Annotated in this window: 17 protein-coding genes and 4 pseudogenes; 15 read left to right on the top strand and 6 right to left on the bottom strand. The window is 67.9% G+C overall.

The window, feature by feature from the left end:
- Window positions 1-12 precede the first annotated feature (12 nt).
- A complete protein-coding gene (locus G3I60_RS20935) occupies window positions 13-837 on the bottom strand; it encodes an MBL fold metallo-hydrolase (protein ID WP_164294504.1) in 825 nt (274 codons plus the stop codon).
- A 214-nt stretch (window positions 838-1,051) separates the two neighbouring features.
- Between G3I60_RS20935 and G3I60_RS20940 the strand changes: the two genes are divergently transcribed.
- From G3I60_RS20940 to G3I60_RS20970, 8 genes and pseudogenes are all read left to right on the top strand, one after another.
- Complete coding sequence (locus G3I60_RS20940) at window positions 1,052-1,660, top strand: DJ-1/PfpI family protein (RefSeq protein ID WP_164294505.1); 609 nt, start codon at window positions 1,052-1,054, stop codon at window positions 1,658-1,660.
- A 628-nt stretch (window positions 1,661-2,288) separates the two neighbouring features.
- Window positions 2,289-2,639 (top strand): annotated as a pseudogene (locus G3I60_RS20945) (alcohol dehydrogenase catalytic domain-containing protein); the annotation flags it as partial.
- A gap of 67 nt (window positions 2,640-2,706) precedes the next feature.
- A complete protein-coding gene (locus tag G3I60_RS20950) occupies window positions 2,707-3,099 on the top strand; it encodes a hypothetical protein (RefSeq protein ID WP_164607601.1) in 393 nt (130 codons plus the stop codon).
- A 142-nt stretch (window positions 3,100-3,241) separates the two neighbouring features.
- Window positions 3,242-3,463: a hypothetical protein gene (locus G3I60_RS20955; protein WP_164294506.1), complete on the top strand. Its 222-nt coding sequence runs from the start codon at window positions 3,242-3,244 to the stop codon at window positions 3,461-3,463.
- A 253-nt stretch (window positions 3,464-3,716) separates the two neighbouring features.
- Window positions 3,717-3,800 (top strand): annotated as a pseudogene (locus G3I60_RS46835) (hypothetical protein); the annotation flags it as partial.
- A gap of 55 nt (window positions 3,801-3,855) precedes the next feature.
- On the top strand, window positions 3,856-4,311 hold the full coding sequence (locus tag G3I60_RS45565; protein WP_343241107.1) for a transposase: 456 nt from the start codon (window positions 3,856-3,858) through the stop codon (window positions 4,309-4,311).
- A 383-nt stretch (window positions 4,312-4,694) separates the two neighbouring features.
- On the top strand, window positions 4,695-4,937 hold the full coding sequence (locus G3I60_RS20965) for an antitoxin MazE7 (protein ID WP_164294507.1): 243 nt from the start codon (window positions 4,695-4,697) through the stop codon (window positions 4,935-4,937).
- A gap of 3 nt (window positions 4,938-4,940) precedes the next feature.
- On the top strand, window positions 4,941-5,321 hold the full coding sequence (locus G3I60_RS20970; RefSeq protein ID WP_164294508.1) for a toxin Doc: 381 nt from the start codon (window positions 4,941-4,943) through the stop codon (window positions 5,319-5,321).
- Window positions 5,322-5,546: 225 nt separating this feature from the next.
- Here the strand turns inward: G3I60_RS20970 and G3I60_RS45570 are convergent.
- A pseudogene (locus G3I60_RS45570) lies at window positions 5,547-5,735 on the bottom strand (helix-turn-helix domain-containing protein); the annotation flags it as partial.
- Between the two features lie 189 nt (window positions 5,736-5,924).
- Here G3I60_RS45570 and G3I60_RS20980 point away from each other — a divergent pair.
- Complete coding sequence (locus tag G3I60_RS20980) at window positions 5,925-6,101, top strand: integrase core domain-containing protein (RefSeq protein WP_164294509.1); 177 nt, start codon at window positions 5,925-5,927, stop codon at window positions 6,099-6,101.
- A gap of 174 nt (window positions 6,102-6,275) precedes the next feature.
- On the opposite strand, the pseudogene G3I60_RS20985 reads toward G3I60_RS20980, so the two are convergent.
- Window positions 6,276-6,572: pseudogene (locus tag G3I60_RS20985) on the bottom strand (IS481 family transposase); the annotation flags it as partial.
- A 230-nt stretch (window positions 6,573-6,802) separates the two neighbouring features.
- A complete protein-coding gene (locus G3I60_RS20990) occupies window positions 6,803-7,966 on the bottom strand; it encodes an ROK family protein (RefSeq protein WP_164294510.1) in 1,164 nt (387 codons plus the stop codon).
- A 136-nt stretch (window positions 7,967-8,102) separates the two neighbouring features.
- On the opposite strand from G3I60_RS20990, the gene G3I60_RS20995 reads away from it, so the two are divergent.
- The 5 genes from G3I60_RS20995 to G3I60_RS21015 all read left to right on the top strand — a co-directional run bounded on the left by G3I60_RS20995 (window position 8,103) and on the right by G3I60_RS21015 (window position 15,686).
- Window positions 8,103-9,407, top strand: coding sequence for an ABC transporter substrate-binding protein (locus tag G3I60_RS20995; RefSeq protein ID WP_164294511.1), 1,305 nt, complete (start codon window positions 8,103-8,105; stop codon window positions 9,405-9,407).
- A 47-nt stretch (window positions 9,408-9,454) separates the two neighbouring features.
- Window positions 9,455-10,405: a carbohydrate ABC transporter permease gene (locus G3I60_RS21000; RefSeq protein WP_203673412.1), complete on the top strand. Its 951-nt coding sequence runs from the start codon at window positions 9,455-9,457 to the stop codon at window positions 10,403-10,405.
- A complete protein-coding gene (locus G3I60_RS21005; protein WP_164294513.1) occupies window positions 10,402-11,235 on the top strand; it encodes a carbohydrate ABC transporter permease in 834 nt (277 codons plus the stop codon). Before G3I60_RS21000 ends, G3I60_RS21005 begins: the two co-directional genes overlap by 4 nt.
- 56 nt (window positions 11,236-11,291) lie before the next feature.
- Window positions 11,292-12,620, top strand: a complete 1,329-nt coding sequence (locus G3I60_RS21010; protein WP_343241077.1) for a Gfo/Idh/MocA family oxidoreductase — start codon at window positions 11,292-11,294, stop codon at window positions 12,618-12,620.
- A 114-nt stretch (window positions 12,621-12,734) separates the two neighbouring features.
- Complete coding sequence (locus G3I60_RS21015) at window positions 12,735-15,686, top strand: putative Ig domain-containing protein (protein ID WP_164607622.1); 2,952 nt, start codon at window positions 12,735-12,737, stop codon at window positions 15,684-15,686.
- Window positions 15,687-16,057: 371 nt separating this feature from the next.
- Here the strand turns inward: G3I60_RS21015 and G3I60_RS47090 are convergent, their stop codons facing one another.
- A complete protein-coding gene (locus tag G3I60_RS47090) occupies window positions 16,058-16,219 on the bottom strand; it encodes a hypothetical protein (protein ID WP_369334866.1) in 162 nt (53 codons plus the stop codon).
- A 588-nt stretch (window positions 16,220-16,807) separates the two neighbouring features.
- On the bottom strand, window positions 16,808-17,173 hold the full coding sequence (locus tag G3I60_RS21025; RefSeq protein WP_164294516.1) for a hypothetical protein: 366 nt from the start codon (window positions 17,171-17,173) through the stop codon (window positions 16,808-16,810).
- A gap of 679 nt (window positions 17,174-17,852) precedes the next feature.
- Between G3I60_RS21025 and G3I60_RS21030 the strand changes: the two genes are divergently transcribed.
- The gene (locus G3I60_RS21030) at window positions 17,853-20,702 is read left to right on the top strand and encodes a LuxR family transcriptional regulator (protein ID WP_164294517.1); all 2,850 of its coding nucleotides are present in this window, start codon (window positions 17,853-17,855) and stop codon (window positions 20,700-20,702) included.
- Window positions 20,703-21,249: the final 547 nt, after the last annotated feature.

Here is a 21,249-nt window from a genome sequence, read left to right on the forward strand (position 1 = left end):
CCCGCGGGTCGGCTAGAAGCCGAACATCAGCCATGCCTGGTGGCTGACCCAGTCGGGATAGAGCTCGGTCATGGCGTCGTAGAGCTCCTGGTCGCTGCCGGTCTCCTGCTGGAGGCGGCCGAAGTCGGTGAGGTACTGCCTGGTCGCCGCGATGATGTCGGGAGTGTCGGGGGCGCCCGGCTTCTTGTGGCCGGCGACCGCGATCTTCGGGTTCAGGGCGGCGAGGCGGTCCAGCGCGGCGATCCAGTTCTCGCGGCTCTCGGGTGTGGTGGCGGCGACGAACATGTGGCAGCGGTTGTAGAGGATGTCTCCGCCGATGACGAGGTCCAGGACGGGCACGTGCAGGGAGGTGGAGTCGACGGCGTCGGTCTGGCCCTGCTCGATGATCTGCAGGTCGTGGCCCTCCAGCGAGAAGCTCTCCTCGTTCCAGGGTTCTGGCACGGTGATGGCGGCCGGGAGCCGGCCGGGCCACAGTTTGCGGTAGACCGGCAGCCGCCCGACCTGCTTGCGTGCATACTCGACCGTCTTGGCAGTGGCGATGGCGCGGGCGTCGGGGAAGTGGTGCAGCAGCACGCTGAGACCGGCGAAGTGGTCCAGGTGGCCGTGGGTGATGTAGATCGTGGTGAGGTTGCGGTGGTGCAGACCTACCCAGGCCGCCAGGGCCTCGGCCTCGGCGGCCGTGGTGAGGGCGTCGACCAGAACAGCGTCGTGCTCGCCGAAGACCAGGGTCGAGGTCATCGGATCCCAGGCCGCCGGCGGGCCGAAAGGCCGGGACCGCTCGGCCACCAGCTCCTTCTCCGGCGCCGTGAACACGTTCACGCTCAGTGAGGATGCCATACCACTCGGTTCCTCTCCGCGACGGGGTCCGCGCCGACCTCGCTGTCGTTCCGCTGGTCCGCACCGCGCACGACCTACTTCCACCTTCCAACGCATGGCAGACCTCGACAACTGCAGCACTGACAGATGAGCCACAGATGGCTGATTGGCCCGCGACCTGGGCACAGAGCGCCTGAGAAGCTACACCTCCAGTGCCGTGCTTCGAGGAGATGCCATGCAGGTAGCCGTGGTCACTTTTGACGGGTTCAACGAGCTCGACAGCTTCATCGCTTCCGCGTTGATCAACCGGTGCCGCAAGGGCGGCTTGGAGGCCTTCATCACGACGCCGACGCCGGTGGTTACCTCGATGAACGGTGTCGAGGTAACCGGGCAGCGCCCGATGGAGTTCGTGACCGAGGCCGACGTCGTGCTGATCGGTAGCGGAGTGAAGGCGCGAGACGTGGTCGCCGACGAGCAGTTGATCTCCAGGTTGCCGCTCGACCCTTCGCGACAGCTGATCGGCGCGCAGTGCTCAGGCGCGCTGGTGCTCGCCCGGCTCGGGTTGCTGGATGGCATGCCTGCCTGCACGGACATGAAGAGCCGGCCCTTTGTCGAAGCCTTCGATGTCACCGTGCTGGACGCGCCGTTCCACGCCGAGGGGAACATCGCTACGGCGGGCGGCTGCCTGGCGTCACAGTATCTCGCCACGTGGGTGATCACCCGAATGCTCGGGGAGGACGCCACGCGCGACGTCATAGGCTATGTGGCCCCAGTTGGCGAAAACCAGGAGACTGTCGAGCGCGCCATGCGGGCCGTCCACGCTGGTGAGGTTGCACTGTACTGACGTCCCGCGAATCACTACACGTACCAGGAGAAGGTGCGTGAGCTGGTGCAGGCCAAGGCCGAGCGCCGGGAGTTGAAGTCCGTGGAGTCACCCTCCCAGACCGCCAACGTGGTCGACCTGGTAGAGGCATTTCAAGGCAGTCTGGTGCGCCAGCAGAACCGGGGTGCGGCGGTAGAAGGAGCCTCAGCGTACGTCGCGGGAAGCCGCCCGCTTCCGCCCGCGTGGGCAGGAAGCCGCGGCCAGGGAAGCCCGGCTGAGGTAACCGGCCTGTTCGAGGTCGGCGACGATGGGCTGGGCCGCGCGTCCGATGACGTGGAAGTCGGCCCTCTGACCTGCTCACCCACGACGTGCTCTGCCCCATGGTCCACACCTCGACCGTACGGCCTGTCCGGCGCGGGAGGGATGCACTGCCAGCACACCTTTATTGGTAACTCGCTGCCCGCGCGGAATGGGGGTTACCTGGATGACGTGGCACTCGACGGCTGCCCGTAGAAGCGGTAAGGCGCAGCGCTCGGTCCTGGATCAGTGGGCGGCTCTTTCGTCGCCTGCGCCGGGTCCGCAACCGCATTCGGCGGTGCCCGGTACACCCATCTGTGGACCGGACGCCTCAGTACGTAAGGAACTCCCCATGCGCGGAGCAGTGATCCACGCCCCCGGCGATGTGCGTTTCGAGACCGTGGACGACGCGAAGATCCTCAAGCCGACCGACGCGGTCATCCGCACGGCCGTCACCTGCGTGTGCGGCTCGGACCTGTGGCCGTATCGCGGTCTGGAGCCGACCGAGCAGGCGCACCCGATGGGGCACGAGTACGTGGGCTTCGTGGAGGAGGTCGGCAGCGAGGTCACGGTGGTCAAGCCGGGCTAGTTCGTCGTCGGTTCGTTCGCCACCTCGGACAACACCTGTGCGAACTGCCGAAACGGCTTCCAGTCCAGTTGCGTGAACCGCGAGTTCATGAGCACCTGCCAGGCCGACTACGTACCCCGGCCGTACTTGGTGAGTACGCCGACTCATCCGGTGGTCCGTGCGGGCGGGTTGAATCGGCGCTATGAAGACGACCTTCCCGGGGCCGGCGTGGCAGCCCTCGATCATGGCGCAGCTTCGGGTCCATGCTCCGGATCATGACCGGCGTGCCTGGGTAGTGCCGACGGTCGCCTCTGTTGTTGCGGTCCCGCTTCTCGCTGTCGACGCGTTGATGTTCCTGGCCAGCCAGATTCCCCCGGACTCTTGCGACTCTGACCCTTGCGCGGCGCCTGGGTTTCACGGGTCGCTCGGTGCGCCTTGCCTGGTCTTCCTCGCGGGGGTCGCCGTTCTCCTGTGCTGGGTGCTTCCGTGGCGCCGTCGCTTTCGTACTGTTCGGATCGTGGCGGCGGTTGAGTCCGTGGTGCTGGCCGCCGCCGCCCTGTGGATCTACTACGCGTATCTGCGGAAGGCTTCGTAGGCGGTCCGCCGGGACATAGTGGCCCTAGGCCAACGAGGTTGTGCTCGATTGTGGGCGGGGCGTCGTGATCTTGGTACAGGCGGTCATTGCCTTTCAGCGGGCTGGCTTGTGAGCGATGGGACGCTGGGCGCATGATGACCGCGTGAACGACTGGATGCGTGCCCGGAACGGTTGGACGATCCTCCTGATGTCCTGGGGGCTAACGCTGACGAGCGGGCTGCTCGGGGCAGCAATGTCACGGATGTTCTTCGAACACCACCCCGCATCGGTCACTTCGAACCTGCCCTGGCTGGTGGGCGGCTCGCTGCTTGTGGCTCTTTGCGGCACCGTTGGTGCTCTGCGGCGTCGGCGGCGGCAAGGCTGACGAACACCGGCAGTGCCGGTTCCAGCAGTCGGGGACGTGGAGAAAGCCCGCTGCGAGTTGGTGTTGTTGTGACGCGATACCTGGCCCGCGCGGCCTTGTCCCATCGTATCTTCACTGGTCTCCAGCGCCGTCGACTCGGGGCGCTGGTCGCCGAGTTGGCCGACGCCTGGACGGCCTCGGAAGACGGGCGACTGCATGACCGCCGGGCCACGACCGCCTGCGCGCGGCTGGAGCAGGACCCCGTCACCAACTGGTGTTCGCCGACCGCGTCATCGCTACTTTGGTCATCCTGCGTTTGGAACTCCCACACGCAGCGCTGGCCGTGCTCTACGGCGCGGACCGCTGCACGATCACCCGGGCTGTCCACGAGGTCCGCCCGCTACTGGCTGCCCGTGGCTTCGCCGTGTCAGGCTGTCCCGATCTGCGGCTTCAAGAAGGCCACCGTCATCGCCGACGAGAAGGGCCGTACCCTGTGGGCCGGGGCGTTCCGGCCCGGTCGCATGCACGACCAGACGGCTGTGAAGACCGAGGGGATCTGCGACCTGTTTGAGCGGTACCCGCAGGTCAAGGCCAAGGTCGGTGCGGTTACCGGGGACTGGCCAAGCAGTTCCCCGACCAGGTCCAGGCCCCCACCGCTCAAGCCGAGGAAGGACGCGCCGCCCGAAGACGTCGCAGCCTGGAACACGGCCCGCCATCAGCAGTCATCGGAACGAATCTGCTTCGAGCACACCAACGCCGAACATAAGCAGTGGCGGCCCCTCCAGAGGTACATCGGTCGCCGCGAGTACTTCGCCGAGACCTACGCCGCCGTGGCCGGCCTGGTCTCCGACCGCGCCGCCGAGAGGTGATCGCCCACCAGCCGACCCACCAGGCCAGCACGGCGCGATCTCAATCGGGCACCACGTTGTAAGACTCCCATCCGCCGGTCTGGGTGGCCTGTGGGTGTGTTCCAGTGGACGGCTGCCGCCCCAGATCGGTGAGCTCCGCGTGCTGCTCGGGCTGAGCTTGTCGGCCCGCCGCCGACAGTTGTCGATGAACAGCCCCAGCTTCACAGTGGTCTGCGACCCTTCCGACTCGCTGAGCTGGACGATCACAAGGAAGTGGTGTTGTGGTCGGCGATGGTGACCTGGCCGCGCGAGCCGTAAGCGTTGGTAAGGGCTTTGGAATGGCCGTATATGCGCTGCTCCCGAGGGGGTATTCGCAAAGGTATGCAGAGGTGCATACTGGGGGCATGGCTGACACGACTGTGAAGATCGACTCGCAGACCAGGGACCGCTTCGCCGCTGTCGCTGCCGCGCAGGGCAAGAGTGTGCGTGCCTATCTGGCGGAGCTGGCGATCGAGGAGGAGAACCAGCTCGCTCTTGGCCGGGCGACCGTGGCGTTCCGAGAAGCCGTGGGTCGTCCGGGCATCGCCGAAGCCTTCGACGCCGAGTTCGGCGGCCTTTCGTCGTCAGCGACGCGCCGGGCGGCCTGACCCTTGGACCTGCACATCGACATCCGGTGGCTCCTGGACCGACAGGAGGAACTCCTGGGTAAGGACCTGGGAGTGCTGGACTACTCGGGCCTGGTCGCCGCGGTCGCCCGGCACCGGGTGAACACCCCGGCGCTGGCCGCCGACGAACCCGACGCGTACTGGCGCGCCGCAGCCCTCCTGGAGCAGATCGTGCTCCTGCGCCCGCTCCCGGCACGCAACGAGTACTTCGCCTATGGCGTCGCCGTCGCCTACATCAGAGCCTCCGGCAACGACGTGGACGACACGTTCGAGCCGTGGCGCGACCTCATCAACGACATCCGCGCCCTGCGCCTGAACGTCTACGACGTCGCGGACAAGCTCCGGTCGCTGCGCCCCGGATCCTGATGAGGGACCGGACTGCAACGAGCCGCCGGTCACCTGAGGCGGCGGTGCCAGCCGGCCCACAGTTGCCCGCCAGCAGCCGGCCGACCGGAAATATCCGCATGAGCCGATACCGCAGCGGCGCTTGCTGGGGGAGGAGCCTGTCCTCTGGCCGGTCCATCGCTGGTCATCCCAGCCATGCGCCAGCGGCCCGCGCTCCAACTCACTCCCCAGCCTGGCGATTTGCCTGTCACTCAGCCTCGGCCGTCCCGGCGAACCCTTTGACAGGACCCCGCACTCACCGCCCTCACGCCACTGCCGGCGCCAGCGTTCCACCGACCGCTCGGACACCCGTAGCGCGCCCGCGATCTCCCGGTTCTTCTCCCCGCCCTCGAAGCGTTCCACGGCCGACAGCCGGATTCGCTCCCGCACGGCCATCTCAGCGTCGGTCAACTCGCCGCCCTGCGCATACCTCACAACCCAGGACTACCGAAGCCGCCGGGTCGCTGTCAGGCGAATGGCCCCGACATCGACCAGAGCCTCCGGCTCAGTGCCGCAGGATGGAAAACCCAGCAAGGCTCCTGTGCCGCCGCATGCCTCACCCAACGTGCGCCGCAGGCTCCGAAGATGAATGCACACGCGGAACGGTTTGTCCGCACCGCGCGGGCCGAGTGCACCGACCGCCTACTTGTCCACGACGAACCGCACCTGCGCCGTGTCCTGGCGGAGTACGCCGACCACTACAATGCTGGGCGTCCGCACCGAGCCCGGGAGCTTCGGGCACCCCTGGACGACCCGACGTGATCCCATTCCCCGCCCGGCGGATCCAGCGCCACGACATCCTCGGCGGACTGATCCACGAGTACCACGACACCGCCCGAATAAGACCGCCCAGCCAGTGGAAAACCCCAGCTCAGCGCATGTGAGGACTTTTGGAACCCCACAGGGCCTGCCGGCGTCGCAGCCTCGGACCGTGCGGCCGCCGCCGTCGGGAATCCGGCCGAGCTTCTTGACATCGATGTGGATGAGTTCGCCGGGCCGTTCGCGTTCGTAGCGGCGGATGAGGGTGCCGGTGGGCCGGTCGAGCCACGCGAGGCGGTGCAGGTGGTGACGGGTCAGGATCCGGTGGACGGTCGAGGCGGGCAGGTCCAGGATCGGTCCGATCCGGGCCGGTCCCAGCTTGCGGGCCTGCCGCAGTGCACACACCCTCGCCTCGACCGCGGCCGGCGTGCGGTGCGGGGTCGTGCGCGGGCGGCTGGAGCGGTCGTGCAGCCCAGCAGCCGTCTCCCGAAGACGGTCAGCCGGGCATTACGGTGGGCACGAAGGCCTCCGGGCGTGGTTGTTCCTAGACAGCTCCACCACACCGGAGGTCTTCGCCATGTTCAAGGCCCACGACTGTCAACAACGCTCGTGAGCTGGGGGGTGAGACGTCAGGGGTGGGCGAGCATGCGGAAGTCGCGACGCGCTGGTCGCACGTCGTCGGGGCGAGCAATTCTGACCGGTTGTCAGGTGGAGGACGGGATCAGCCCGAACAGGCGCTCCTCCACTTGCTGGAGTCCGTGGCGTACGGCGCCGAGCGCGACGGATTCGTCGCCGAGGCTGGAGGCTTCGACGTCCGGCGGGAACAGGCACAGATCCGTCAGGTGTCGGCGGACGGGTGCGGTGATGTCGTCCCCGGCCCGGGAGATACCGCCGCCGACGACGACCAGCGACGGGTCGAGGGTCATCGACATGACGGCCACTCCGGTGGCCAGGTCGCGGGCGAAGCGGTCGACGAGTTCCCTGGCCCGGTCGTTGCCGTCGCGCAGGTCGGTGAAGACGCGCAGCGTCGCGTCGCCCGTCGTGCTGTCGGGGACATAGGACAGCAGTCGGCGGTAGCTGTTGCCCCAGTCCAGGAGGCCGAGGGTGCCGATCTCGCCGGCCGCGCCCCGGCGGCCGCGGTAGGGCTTGCCGTCGATGATGACCGCCGCGCCCATCCGGTGGCCCGCGTGGATGTACACCAGGTCGGGGACACCGGCGGCGACGCCCTTCCACTGTTCGGCCAGAGCGGCCAGGCGCATGTCGTTCTCGGCGCGGATCGGCCCGTCGACGCTGCCAGGGCCCAGGATCCGGGCGAGCTCCTCCGCGAGGTTCAGTCCCGTCCACTCCGGCAGCACATTGGACAGCAAAACGCGGCCTTCGGCGTCGATGATCCCCGGGGAGGCGATCACGGCCGCCAGTAGCGGGTTGCGGTCGGCGGAGGGAGCAGAGGCGGCCAGGCAGGCGGTGACCGCGTCGCCCATGGCGGCCAGCCGTTCCTTGGCGGCCAGGGCCGGATCGACCTCGGTACGCCGCACCGAAGTCACCTTGCCTCGCAGGTCAGCCACCGTCACGAGGATCTTGTGGGCGCCGACGTCCACGCCCAATACCCGGCCCGCCTGGGCGTTGAACTCGTACCGCTTGGCCGGGCGCCCCGGCTGCCGCGCTGCCGTCGGGTCCGGGGGTGCGACTTCCGTCGCCCAGCCCTGGGCCACGAGCTCTATCACGCCCTCCTCGCAGGTCGGCCGCGACAGTCCCGTGGAGCGGGCGAGTTCGGTGACCGTCTGGGCCCCCTGCCCGTACATCCTGCCCAGCATCGTCGCCAAGTTCCGCCTGCGCAGTGCCGACGGGTCCCCGCCCTTGATTCGCATCTGAACCTTTTCCTCCCGTTCGGAGCTTGTCGTGCAGCGCACCCCTTGACAACCGGTTGGAGCGCGGCGCTATGTTCATCACCCAAATGTTAAACAACTCTTGTTATCTATTCAAGCACGATGGAGGGAGAGTTCCATGAGACGCAGATTGGTCACCCTGGCCACTACGGGTCTGGCGACAGCACTGGTCCTGTCGGGCTGCGCGGCCGGCGGCGACAAGTCGTCGGGCGCGGACGGCGGCACGAAGGGGAGCATCACGCTGACGTTCCTGACGTTCGAGACCCCGAACCTGAACGCGAAGTACTGGGACGACGCGATCGCCCGAGCCTCGGCGAAGGTGCCCGGCGTCACCATCAAGAAGCTCGTCGCCCCCTCGGCGGACCGAGCCGGCTACGCCAAGCAACTCGCAGCCTCCGGCCAACTGGCGGACATCATGATCGCGGTGTCGCCGAACGGGTTCGCACAGGCCGGCCAGCTCGCGCCGTGGAGCGACCAGCAGCTCGCCGACTTCGTGTCGCCGCACTCCAACCCGATCGGCGGAAAGATCTACCAACTTCCGTACAACACCCAGCCGACGCCGCTGGTGTACTACAACAAGACCGACTTCGCCCACGCCGGGATCGGCGCACCGCCGAAGACGTACCAGGAACTGCTGAACGACTGCGCCAAGTTGAAAGCCAAGGGCATCAACCCGTTCGTGGTGGGCGGCGGCGGCAAGGACACCTGGGCCGACATGTACCCGCTGATCGGCGCGGTGGCCACCGACACGTACCAAAAGACCCCCGACTGGCTGTCGCGGAAGGAGAAGGGGTCGGCGAAGTTCACCGACCCGGCCTTCGTCAAGGCCGCGGAGAAGGTCTCGGACCTGGCGAAGAGGGGCTACGTCGACACTGCGGGCCTGTCCCGCTCCTACGCCGATGACGAACAGGCGTTCCGCGACAACAAGGGCGCGATGTACCCGATGGGTTCGTGGTTTGCCGCCTCCGCGGATGCCAAGAAGCCCGATTTCGACATCGGTGTGTTCGCCTGGCCCTCCGACGACGGCTCCCTGGTCGTTCCCGCCTACACCGGCGGCGGCATGTCCGTGTCCTCCAAGGCCGCCAATGTCGCGCTGGCCCAGAAGTGGGCGCTGGCGTTCATGCTCGACAAGACCTCGCTCGACGCCTCGGTCAGGACCGACGGCTCGATCATCGCGCTGAAGGACTACACGCCGCCGGCCGGTATGGGCCCGGTCTACGACGCCACCCTCGCCGTGTACCAGCAGGCAGTGAAGCAGAACGCGATCGTCAACGCCTTCTCGATCGAGACCGGCGACGGCTCGCTGCCGGCCGGCGTCGCGGACAAGGCCGCCGCCGGGGTCGCCGACCTGATCAACGGCAAGAAGTCGGCGGCGGACTTCGGGGCGTTCCTCGACTCCGAGTGGGCCAAGGCCAACCAGTAGCCCGAGTCCCCAGCACCCGTAAGACCAGGAACGAGGAGATGACAGACATGACCGCGACACTCGCGCCCCCGGGCGCGCCCACCCGCGGCGCCCCGGGTGCCGGTCCGACCAGGAGGCGATCCGCCCGCTGGTCCAAGGTGTGGCACTTCCTGACCTTCGGCGCCCCCGGGATTGTCGTCTACCTCGCCTTCGTGCTGGTGCCGATCGCGATGACGGTCGGCACCAGTCTGACCAACCGCAACCCGGCAAACCCGCCGACCAGGTGGGTCGGCATGCGGAACTACACCCGGTTGTTCTCCGACGCCGACTTCACCGGTGCGCTGAAGAACACCGTCACCGTGACCGTGATCATCACGGTCGCCGCCAACGTCCTCGGTCTGGTGATCGCCCAGTTGCTCGACCGGAGCGGCTGGTTCTACAACGTGCTGCGCTCGGTGTTCTTCACCCCCGTCGTGTTGTCCTCGGTGGTGGTCTCCGTGGTCTGGCAGGCCATCCTTACCGACGACGGCCTGCTGAACTCGATGCTGAAGAAGCTCGGCGTCCACCACCCGCCGGGCTGGCTGTCCGATCCCGACATCGCCCTGTACTCGGTGGCGTTCATCATCACCTGGCAGATGCTCGGATTCTGCGTGGTCGTCTATCTGGCAGGTCTCGCCGGGATACCGGCCGAACTGCACGAGGCAGCCTCGATCGACGGTGCCGGACCGTGGACGAGGTTCCGGAACGTCACCTGGCCGATGCTGGCGCCGGCGCTGACGATCAACACGGTCATGCTGCTGATCACCGGGTTCAAGGCCTACGACCAGATCCAGGTCATCACCAACGGCGGTCCGGGCAACGGCACCACCTCCACGGTCGCCTTCGAGGTCGTACAGACCACGTTCACCGGCAACCACATCGGGTACGGCGCGGCGATGGCCACCATGATGCTCGCCATCATCGCCGGCATCTCGGTGGTCGCGCTCCGCGTCCTGCAGCGGCGGGAGGTCAGCCTGTGAACGCCTCCGAGCGGTCCTCCTGGTTCCGACCGGTGGCGGCGCTGTTCGTCACGACCGTGTTCTTCCTCCCGCTCTACCTGGTCCTGGTCAATGTGTTCAAGCGGGGCTCGGACATCACCGCGCACCCCGTGAGCCTGCCGATCCCGCCGACGCTGTCCTCGATCGACCAGGTGCTGTCCCGTCCCGACCACCTGTTCTGGTACGGCCTGGTCAACAGCGTCGAGGTCACCGCCCTGTCCATCACGGTCCTGACGATCGTCTCCGCCATGCTCGGCCACTACCTGGCCCGCACCGACGGCGTCTGGGCCAAGGCGGTGCTGGCGACCCTGCTGTTCGGGCTGATGATCCCGCCCTCGGTGATCCTGGAACCGGTGACCGAAGTGCTGCGCGCACTCGGGCTCATGACCACCATCCCGGGCCTGGTGCTCGTCAACGTCGGCTACTACGTGCCCTTCGGCGTGTTCGTCTTCACGGGCTTCGTCAAGACCATCCCGATCGAACTGGAGGAAGCCGCCGCCCTGGACGGCGCCGGGCGATTCCGGATCTTCTGGCAAGTCGTGTTCCCGCTGCTGCGGCCGGCCTCCGCCTCCGTTCTGATCTTCCTCGGGGTCTGGATCTGGAACGACTTCCTCAACCCCCTCATCATCCTGGGCCCGGCGAACGGCACCACCGTCACCGTCGGCATCTACCGCGCGATCGGGGAACACCAGTCGGACTTCGGGGCGGTCTTCGCGCTGATGTTCCTGGCCACCCTCCCCATCCTCGTCTTCTATCTGACGTTCCAGCGCCACTTCGTCAAGGGCCTGACCGGCGGGGCGACCAAGGGATGACCCCCGTTGCCCCCGTCCCCTCCCTCCACCGACCAGACAGCTCAACGGGAGTAATTGTGAACCGTTCCGCCGTGCCCGCCAGTGGCGCCCAGGACTCCGCGCCGTTCCTCACCGGGAGCCTGGCCGCGCCCCTCGGCCGTCCCTTGTCGCTGGCGGTGCTCGGCGCGGGGGCCCGTGGCTCGGCCTACGCCGACCTGGCCGCCAAGCGTCCGGACCGAACCCGCGTGGTGGCCGTCGCCGAACTCCGGGACAGCGTCCGCACGGCGTTCGCCGCCCAGCACGGCCTCGACGACGAGCACTGCTTCACCGACTGGCGCCACCTGCTCGATCGTCCGCGGCTGGCCGACGTCGCGATCGTCGCGGTCCAGGACGCGGACCACGTCGAGGCGGCCGTCGCACTGGCGGACCTGGGCTATCACCTTCTGCTGGAGAAGCCGATGGCCACCACGGAAGAGGGCTGCGACGCCATCGCCCAGGCCGTACGGCGCAACGGCACAGCACTGGCCCTGTCGCACGTCATGCGCTACACCCCCTACACCGTCGCCCTGAAGCAGATCCTCCTGGAAGGCGCGATCGGCGACATCGTCTCCCTGCAACATCTGGAGCCGATCGGCTACTACCACTTCGCCCACTCCTTCGTCCGCGGCAACTGGCGGCGCGAGGACCATGCCTCTTCGCTGCTGCTGGCCAAGGCGTGCCACGACATCGACTGGCTCGCAGACATCGTCGGCCGACCGGTCCGGCGTGTGTCCTCGTTCGGGTCGCTCACCCACTTCCGTCCCGAATCCGCCCCCGCCGGCGCCACCGAACGCTGTGTCACCTGCCCGCTGGAATCCTCGTGCGCCTTCTCCGCCCCCCGGCTCTATCGGACAGGGCTGCGCAACGGCGGCACCAAGCAGTACTTCACCCGGATCACGACGGCCGGGGAGCTGACCGAAGAGGCAGTGACCGAGGCACTGACCGAAGGACCGTACGGCCGCTGCGTCTACTTCAGCGACAATGACGTCCCGGACCACCAGGTGGTGAACCTGGAGTTCGACAACGCCGTGACCGCCTCATTCGTCCTGACCGCGTTCACCCCGCTGGAGAACCGGCATACGAAGATCTTCGGCACCCGCGGGCAGCTCAGTGGCGACGGCCGCCGTATCGAGGTCTACGACTTCCTCACCGAACGCACCACTGTCATCGACACCTCACTCGACGGCTCCTCGGCGGCCGAGGGCCATGCCGGCGGCGACGAGGCGATGTTCAACGCCTACGTCGACGCCCTGCAGGACGGCCGCCCCGAACTGATCGTCTCCGGGATCGACGCCAGCCTGGCCAGCCATCGCGTGGTGTTCGCCGCTGAGCGGGCACGGCACGCCGGGACGGTCGTCGACCTCTGACCGCCGGCAGGTCCTGAAAGCGTCCGCCGAACCTCCATAACCGCGGCGGGAGACACCACCGCACCCCACACCCCGTGAAGATCACATCCTCGTCCGAGGAAGGACGCATCACGTATGACTCCGAGACGAAAACTCACCGCCCCCCTGGTGGCCACGCTCGCGGCCGCCGGCCTGATGGCCGCCGGGCTGACCGCGGCAGGCGCCGGGAGCGTGGCGGCGGCGGCCGGCCCGGGCGGTTCCGGCGGTGTCCACCTGAACGCCGGATACCTGCGCGTGGGACTGGACGGCACGGGTGCGGTCACGAGCCTGGTCGACGCCCGCAACGGCCGGGACTACCTGGTGGCCGGGCACGGCACCGCTCCCCTGGTCAGCCTGGTCATCGATGGACAGCAGGTGAAGCCGACGGCACTGCAACGATCGGGCAGCTTGCTGGCGTTCAAGAACCCGGCGGCCGGCACCGAGGTCGATGTGGCGGTGAACGACCGCGCGACGTATGCGACGTTCACCGCCACGAGAGTCAAGGCGCCGCGCACCGCTGATGTGCAGTCCCTGCTGTGGGGTCCGTTGGCGACCACGCTCACCGGCACGCTCGGGGAGTCGGTCGGCATCGCGGGCAACGGCGGATTCTCCGCGGGGATGAAGGTGCTCAACGACCGCACCGAGGGTGGCTGGCCACGCGAGGACACGGGCATGGGCTGGCAGAGCGAGGTGTCGAACAATCCCTCCAACCTGCAGGTGGCCCCGCTGGAGCAGTGGAGCGTCGGCGGCCGCACCCCGTGGGGGAGCCTGCTGCGCGCCTTCACCTTCGACTACACCAAGCAGCGCCTACGGCTGAACGATTCCGGCTACCGGATACCGGTCGGGCCGTTGCCCCGCGGAGGCGGGATCGTCGGGTCGAGGATCGCGCTGTTCGGCACCACACCGGATCTCGCGCCGACCGTGCTGTCGGCGATCGCCCAGGACCAGAACCTGCCCTACCCGACGATCAACGGGCAGTGGCAGAAGGCGGCGCAGGCGACCTCCAAGTCCATCTTCGTCCTGTCGGACCTGAACACCGGCAACGTCGGGACGGCCGACCAGTTCGCCAAGTCCGCCGGCATCGACATGATCTACTCCCTGCCCGGGTCCGACGGCCCCTGGCGGGCGGCCGGGCACTACCAGTTCAACTCCAGCTTCGGTGGCAGCGACGCGGCCGCGACCACCTTGGTGAACACTTCCAGGTCCAACGGCGTGGCAGTGGGCGCGCACACGCTGTCGAACTTCATCGACACCAACGATCTTTATGTCAGGCCGTCGCCCAGCCCGGATCTCGCACGCGGGCAGAGCGCCACGCTGACCCGGCCCCTGGCCTCCGGCGACACGTCGCTCTCCATGGCGAACTGCGCCCCGCTGGCCGGGGGCCTGCAGGGCAAGCGGCTGCTGGTCGACAACGAGTTCCTGACCTACACCGGGTCCAGCACGGTCGGCGGCGAGTGCCAGGTGACCGGGCTGGCCCGTGCCCAGTGGTCGTCGGCCGCGGTCTCCCATTCCACGGCCGCCACCGTCCACCGGGTACAGATGAACGGCTACGGCGGGGCCTACGGCGATCTGAACATGATCGACGCGATCGCCACCCGGTTCGCCACCATCTGGAACACCACCGGCATCACGGCGACCTCTTTCGACGGGCTGGAGTCCGCCTCGGATTCCGGCTGGGGCCAGTACGGCATGGCCCGCATGGTGAACGGGGCCTTCGCGCAGCGGCATGCCCAGGACGGCTTCATCTCCGAGACCAGCCGGATGGGCTCCAACATCTGGGACGGGCTGTCCCGGGCCAGTTGGGGCGAGGTCGGGGCCACCAGCATGAACCAGGTGTTCCTCAACAACGCCTACTACCAGGCGAACCACCTGCCCGGGATGCTCGGCTGGATCGCCCTGCCGGGCAACGCCGGTCTGCGCGCCGTCGAGGACACCCTCGCGCGGGGCGCGGGCCTTAACGCCGGCGCCGGATTCGAGACCTCCGTGTCCAGCCTGACCGCCGGCGGGCAGAACACATCGCTGCTGCTGGACGCGGTCAAGCAATGGGAGGCGGCCCGTAACAGCGGAGCCTTCACCGACTCCCAACGTGCGCAGTTCCGGGACCAGTCCACACACTGGCACCTGAGCGTCATCACGCCGGGCACGTCCTGGTCGCTGCAGCAGCGCAACGCCTCCGGCAACGACATCGGCGCGCCGCGGACCGTCTCCGTCCCCACGCCGGGCTTTCCGAATACCACCCTGCCGGGTATGAAGGCCGGAAAACTGTACGAGGCGCGGCCGGCCGCGAACGTCCCCTCGATCATCCGCTACGAGATCACCGGGGGCCGCCTGCCCTGCGGCCTGCGGCTGAACGCCGACACCGGCGGTATCACCGGCATCCCGACCACCAGCGCGACCTCCAGGTTCACCCTCACCGGCATCGGTGCCCCCGGAACACCGAACGCGCGGCAGACCTTCACCATCGGCGCCGCGACGCCGCCGTCCCCGCCCACCGCAGGGACGCTGAGTCTGACGTCGGCCTTCGACAACGTCGGCGTCACCTCGCAGACCGACGTCGCGACCGGCAACTTCGACGGATCCGGCAACAGTTTCTCTGCCGAGCAGCTCGCCGCGGCCGGTGTCACGGCCGGGGCCACCGTGACCGTGCAGGGCACGGCGTTCGCCTGGCCGGACGTGGCCGCGGGCACGCCCGACAACGTCGCCGGCTCTGCGATGATCCCGGGCTCTGGTCACGGCGGCAGCACCCTGGCCTTCCTCGGATCCGAGGCCGGCGACGTGACCGACGATGTCACGGTCACCTACACCGACGGCACCACCGCCACGGCGTCCGTCGGCTTCCCGAACTGGCTGGATTCCAGCCCTACCGAGTTCGGCGCGACCCTGGCCTTCTCCACCCAGGGACGCAACACGCCCGGCGGGTACGGCAACACCAGCGGCTCCTACCGGGTCTTCTTCAACCAGATACCCCTCGACCCCACCAAGACCATCGCGACCGTCCAACTTCCCGCCACCACGAAGATCCACATCTTCGCGCTGACCGCACGCTAGCCACAACGGCTCGACCCGGCCTTCGCCTTCAGTAAAGGCGAAGGCCGGTGGCCCCGTACCAGGCTGGACCGGTACGGGGCCTGCTCTCGGCGTACGGGTCGCTCCGAGCGCCGCAATGATCCGCCGGGTCATCGGACTGGCCTGCCCGGGCGGACTCGCTGATCTGACCGGCGCCGAGTCCGCCCGGTCGGACAGCGTGGCAGTGGACGGCAAAGCCGCCCGCGGTTCCCGTCACGGAACTCTGCCCGCCGCGCATCTCCTGGCAGCGCTGACCGGCGACGGCCGAACTGTCACCCAGTTGTGCGTCCCCGACAAAACCAACGACATCACCTGTTTCACCGCGCTCCTGGAGCCCTACAACCTGGCTGGGGTCACCGTGACGGCCTGGCGTGGTGCAGTTCCAGGATCTGGCCCGCGATGGCCGGCTCCAGTGCGGCGTAGTCGTACGGCAGGTCGAGAAGCGTGTGGTGCCGGTATCTGATGCCGATAATGCCAAGGGGTGGTGTCCCGCGAATCAACGACCAGGATTCCAACTACCGAACCAGGACAAGGCTGTTGGAGAGAACTGGGCGACGGTGATGCGCTTGCCCAAGTGTCTGGTCCACAGCTGGCGGGTTGTTCAGACGGACGACGGGCAGAATGAGTCCGAGCCGGTGGGCGCAGCGGTGCGGTTCTTGGCGCTAGGGTGTCATTTCCCACGGGTCGTAGGGGTAACAGCGGCGATAGGCTGCTGACGATTTCCTGGCAGGGCCCTTTCTGTGGTGTTCGGGTGGCCTGCTCCGGGTCGGTTCGATGCGTGCTTCGACAATGGTGGCCTATCGGCGGCGGGGGCCGCTGGGCTGTCGGCGCACACGGCGAGTCTTCGGGGGTGCCGGTGCATCGAGGAGCCCGGTTACCTATGTGATGCGAGTGAAGAATGATTCTCCGTGCATCTGGCCGAGGATTGTGATGCGTACTTACTGGGCTGAAGGTGCACATTGAGGCAGCGCATAGTCCCTTTTGGATCCACCGCCCACAGAACGTCGGAGGCTGCTCCGCGGCGGGCCATACGGACAATGGCCCTGCGGCCATTGGGGACGGCGACTGTCCGCCCCACCCACATCTCCCACGCGGGGTCCGAGTTAGTAAGAATCGATCTCGCCTGCCCTTGTCCTCGAGCGCCGGGGCGGAATTTCCACCATCTGGCAGCCGGCTTCCTGAATGTGCCGCACCACCGCACGGGCTTCCCTGTCGTCGAGAGAGAACACAAACGGGCCGGGCACGAAAATCACGTTGTAGACGCCGCCGTCAATCAATCCGATCAGGCGTTCCAGGGCAGGCAGCGGCCGCGTGGAGGGGTGGCCGTTGTCCATTAACACAGCGGGCTCGGGAAGCCCCAGCCTGTAGGCTTGGTACATCAGGGCGCCCTGATGGGAACTCATCTCCCACTTGTCGTACGGGTAGCACCGCAGATACATTGCCGTCCGGGGAATCCCATTGGCATTCATCGTCTCTCACCCATTACCTGGAGATATCCGGAATGCCATCAGGTGGACTTATTGAGACATTCCCTGTCTTTGTCGCTCTTTCAGCTAAGAACAGAGCACCGATCAGATCCAGGCGAAACCGGGGCCACTTCCGTTACAGCTCGTACCGATGTTGCGGCATTTATGGGTAGTGACCGAGCAGACCATAGGTAGTGCATAGGGGGTGGACTAGGTAGTCCGCGCACCTTTCTGCTGCAACTTTCTGTCTCCGGCGAAGTGAAAGACTTTTTCGTCCCGCTGTTCCCAGTGATGGATCCACTGGGCCCATTGGTATCTACCAGCGCTCCGACATCAAAATCTGGCCAGCGGGGTCCTCTTCCTGACCTGGAGCCGACGGGTCCGGCCCGGAAGTGTCACGTGCAACTGGGCCACTGCGATGGCCCGTGAGCCACGAGCCATCGCAGCGCTGGCGACAGACACGGACGCGTCAACCCGGGCCCTTGGGGCCGCGATTTCAGCAGGGGCGGTCCGGCGTACGGGGGAACTACGCAAAGGGCCGCAGCAGCAGAGGCATGCGGCCTCTGATCAGGCTCCCTCTGCGGTGGGGTAACGCTCTGAACGGCGCTCGGAGAACGAGTGGGGTGAGCAGGCCCGACCTATAATTGGCGGTGGGGGATTGTCCCGAGGTGGACCGGCGGTAGTGGCATTGGCTCATGGTGTTGCGGGGTTCGGTTTTGTCGGGCGTGGGCGTGAGCTGCGCGCGCTGCTGGATGTCGTGCGCACCGGACCTGCGGTGGTATTCGTCGAGGGTGAGGCAGGCATCGGGAAGTCCCGTCTGGTCACCGAAGCGGTCGCCGCTCTGGCCGGGGGCGAAGTCCTGGTGCTGCAGGGATGGTGCCATCCGCTGCGTGAGCCGCTGCCCATCGAGCCGGTCATCGAGGCCCTGCGAGACAGATCACCCCACCTTTCCCATGACGCGCAGCTGAGCCCGGCAGTTCGGGCGCTCGTCCCATACCTCCCCGAGCTCGCTGACCGCCTCCCACCTGACGGAGCCGCCGATCTCGGCGAGGTGCAGGGTGGTTTGATGCGCGCTGCGCATGAGGTACTGGCGGCAATGGGCTCACTGGTGCTGGTGATCGAGGACGTGCACTGGGCCGACGAGGCGACCTGTGAACTCCTGCGGCTGCTGGCGACGAACCCGCCCCAGGGGCTGCGGCTGGTGATCACCTATCGCGGACAGGACCTTCCTGCGGGTAGATCCGTGCTGGGTGCGCCCTATCGGCGTCCGGTCGGGGTGGGCGGCAGGGACATCAGGCTCGGGCCGCTGGACGAGGCCCAGGTACGTGACCTCACCATCTCCGCGCTGGGCCGGACTGCGGGATCGACCCTGGGCCGGCAGGTGTTCGAGCGCAGCGGCGGCCTGCCCCTGGCCGTTGAGGAGGACCTGCTGGCGTTGTCCGATCGCTTGTCGCGCCCGGGCCGAGGAGAGGTGTCGGCGGTATTTGAGGGCGTCGGGGTGCCGCGGGCGGTGCGGGAGGCGGTCAATCTGCGGCTCTCGGGCTTGGAGGCGGGTGCGTTGGCGGTAGTGCACGCGGCGGCGGTGCTTGCCGTGCCGGCCCCCCAGGAGCTGCTCGCGGCGCTGGCCGGGCTGGAGGAGAAGGACGCGGAAGTGGGGCTGACCGCGGCACTGAAGGCCGCGGTCCTTCAGGAGTCGTCAGCCGGTCAGTACGGGTTCCGGCACACGTTGGCGCGCCAGGCCGTCTACGAAGGAATTCTGGGGCCACGGCGTCAGCGGCTGCATCTGCGTGCATCGGACGTTCTGATCGCCAGGGAACCGCCTCCGTTGGTGCAGATCGCCCACCACACCCGCCAGCATGGTGACGTCCAGGCGTGGCTACCACGGGCGCAGGCCGCCGCCGAGCAGGCGATCAAACTTGGGGACGACGGCATCGCCACAGACCTGCTGCAGCAGCTCCTGGCAGAACCAGCACTGCCGCCCGGTCAACGCAGCCATGTCGCCCTGGCCCTCGGCCGCATCGCCGACCACAGGATCGAGCAAGCCGCCAGTGTGAGCGCTCTGCGCCGGATCCTGGCGGATCCGGTGCTGCCCATCGCGACCCGCGGCGAGATCCGTCTTCTCCTCGCGCGCACCCTGCTGAGCCAGACCAATGTCCCCGAGTTCAACCGCGAGACAGAGCGGGCGATCGGCGAGCTGGACAGCCGGCCGGACCTCGCCGCCGTGGCAATGGCCCAACTCGGCATGGGCAACAGCTCCTCGCCAGTCGCCCAGGATGTGATGTGGATGGACAAGGCCGTGCACACCATCACCCGCAGCAGCGACCCGGGGGCCCAGGCGACCGTGCTGGCCAGCCGGATCACCCTGCTGGAGACTCTCGGAGACCCCTCGGCCCGGGAGCTGCTCGCCATGCTTCCCCGTCTCAGCCAGGACCGAGAGGTTCAGCGTCAACGCTTTCGGGCCGTGCACAATGCCGCCGACGAGGCGTTCTGGCGCGGCGACGACGAGCGGGCCCGTGCTCTGCTGGACGAAGCGGAGAGACTCGCGAGCCAGACGCGGACCCAGAGCAGGTTGCATTCGTGCCGGGTCATCCGTTTGAACCTGGAGTTCGTCAGCGGTGCCTGGGACGGCCTGGAGGGGCGCCTGGAGCGCATCGCACCGGTGGACGGCCGGGACGAGGGCGTCTTCCATGTGGAACCCTTTCTGATTCGCGCGCTCCTGGAGATTGCCCGTGGGAGTTGGGTCCGGGCGCGCGAGCGGCTCACCGCACTGGCCGGGCTCACGAACCAGGCGTTTCCCCCGTGGGAAATGGTGCGCTCTGCGGCGACAGGCCGGCTCGACCTTGCCGAGGGCCGGGGCGAGAACGCATGGGAGACGATGCAGCCCGCCTTGGAACTCCTGCGGCACAAGGGGGTGTGGGGGTGGGCGGTGGACCTGGTGCCCACGGCGGTACAGGTGGCTCTCGCCGGCGGCCTCGAGGAGGAGGCCGACCGGCTCATCAGGGAGGCCACGCATGGCATCGAGGGGCGCGATGCACCGGGAGCAGCAGCGGAACTGTGGTGGTGCCAGGGTCTGGTTGCTGCCCGGACCGACCCGCCGGCGGCGCTCAAGTGCTTGGAGCGGGCGCGGGCCCGGTTCCAGGCCCTGGGCCGCGTCCACCGCGCCGCCCGCATCACCGAAGGTGTCGGCACCACGATGCTGACCGCACATCTAGGCCATGCAGGCCGGGCAGCCGGGTACTTCCAGGAGGCCACCGACGTCTACAGGCGCCTGGGGGCAACCGCCGATGAAGCACGCTGCTCCCGTGCCCTGCGCGAGATCGGCCAGGAACGCCCTGTCCCACGCGGACGCCACAGCTACGGGGAGGAACTCTCCCCCCGTGAACGACAAGTGGCCCAACTCCTCGCCACCGGCGCCACCAACCAAGACATCGCCGGAGCCCTGTCCCTGTCCGTCCGCACCGTCGAACACCATGTCGCCAAGGCCCTGAAGAAACTTCACGTCACAAGGAGCGACGTCGGCACAGCCCTATGAAGCCCGCGTCAGCGCAACCCTCCAAGGACGTCGGCGGCGGCAGGCAGCAAACGGCAGTGTTGCCTGTGCCTTGGTAACCATCCGGAGGCCTCCGTGTGCCGGCCAGCGTCACGGGAGCCTCGGGCGAGCTGCTGATGGAGGGTCGCCGGCGACGCGGTGACCCCTTCCGTCGGCGGGGCCGGCCACGGGCAGGCAGTGGATGATGGAGTGATCGAGGACCAGGCTCGACGGTCCCCGTTCAAAGAGCTGCGGAAAGAAGGGGTTCGCGGCATGCGCCCCGGGCCGCGTCGGCGGCCGTGGCACTCGTCGATCAGCCCCTGTCGTCGTCGGCGCCGTAAGACGGCGTAAGCCGCCACCCAGACAGGGAAGCCGGTCGGAGTCCCCGCCACTTCACTCCGTTGTCCAGCAGGTACCGCACCGTGTCGAGCACGTGGTGGGGGCCAGCAGCGCTCCGGCTGCCCGCCACCGCCTCCAGCCAGGCACACGCGGAACGCATCACCAAAGGGAGGCTGAGCCCCTGCCCCGGTTGCGGGGTAGCGTGGAAGCA

It is taken from the genome of Streptomyces sp. SID13666 (genome assembly GCF_010548325.1).
GTDB lineage: Bacteria > Actinomycetota > Actinomycetes > Streptomycetales > Streptomycetaceae > Actinacidiphila > Actinacidiphila fildesensis.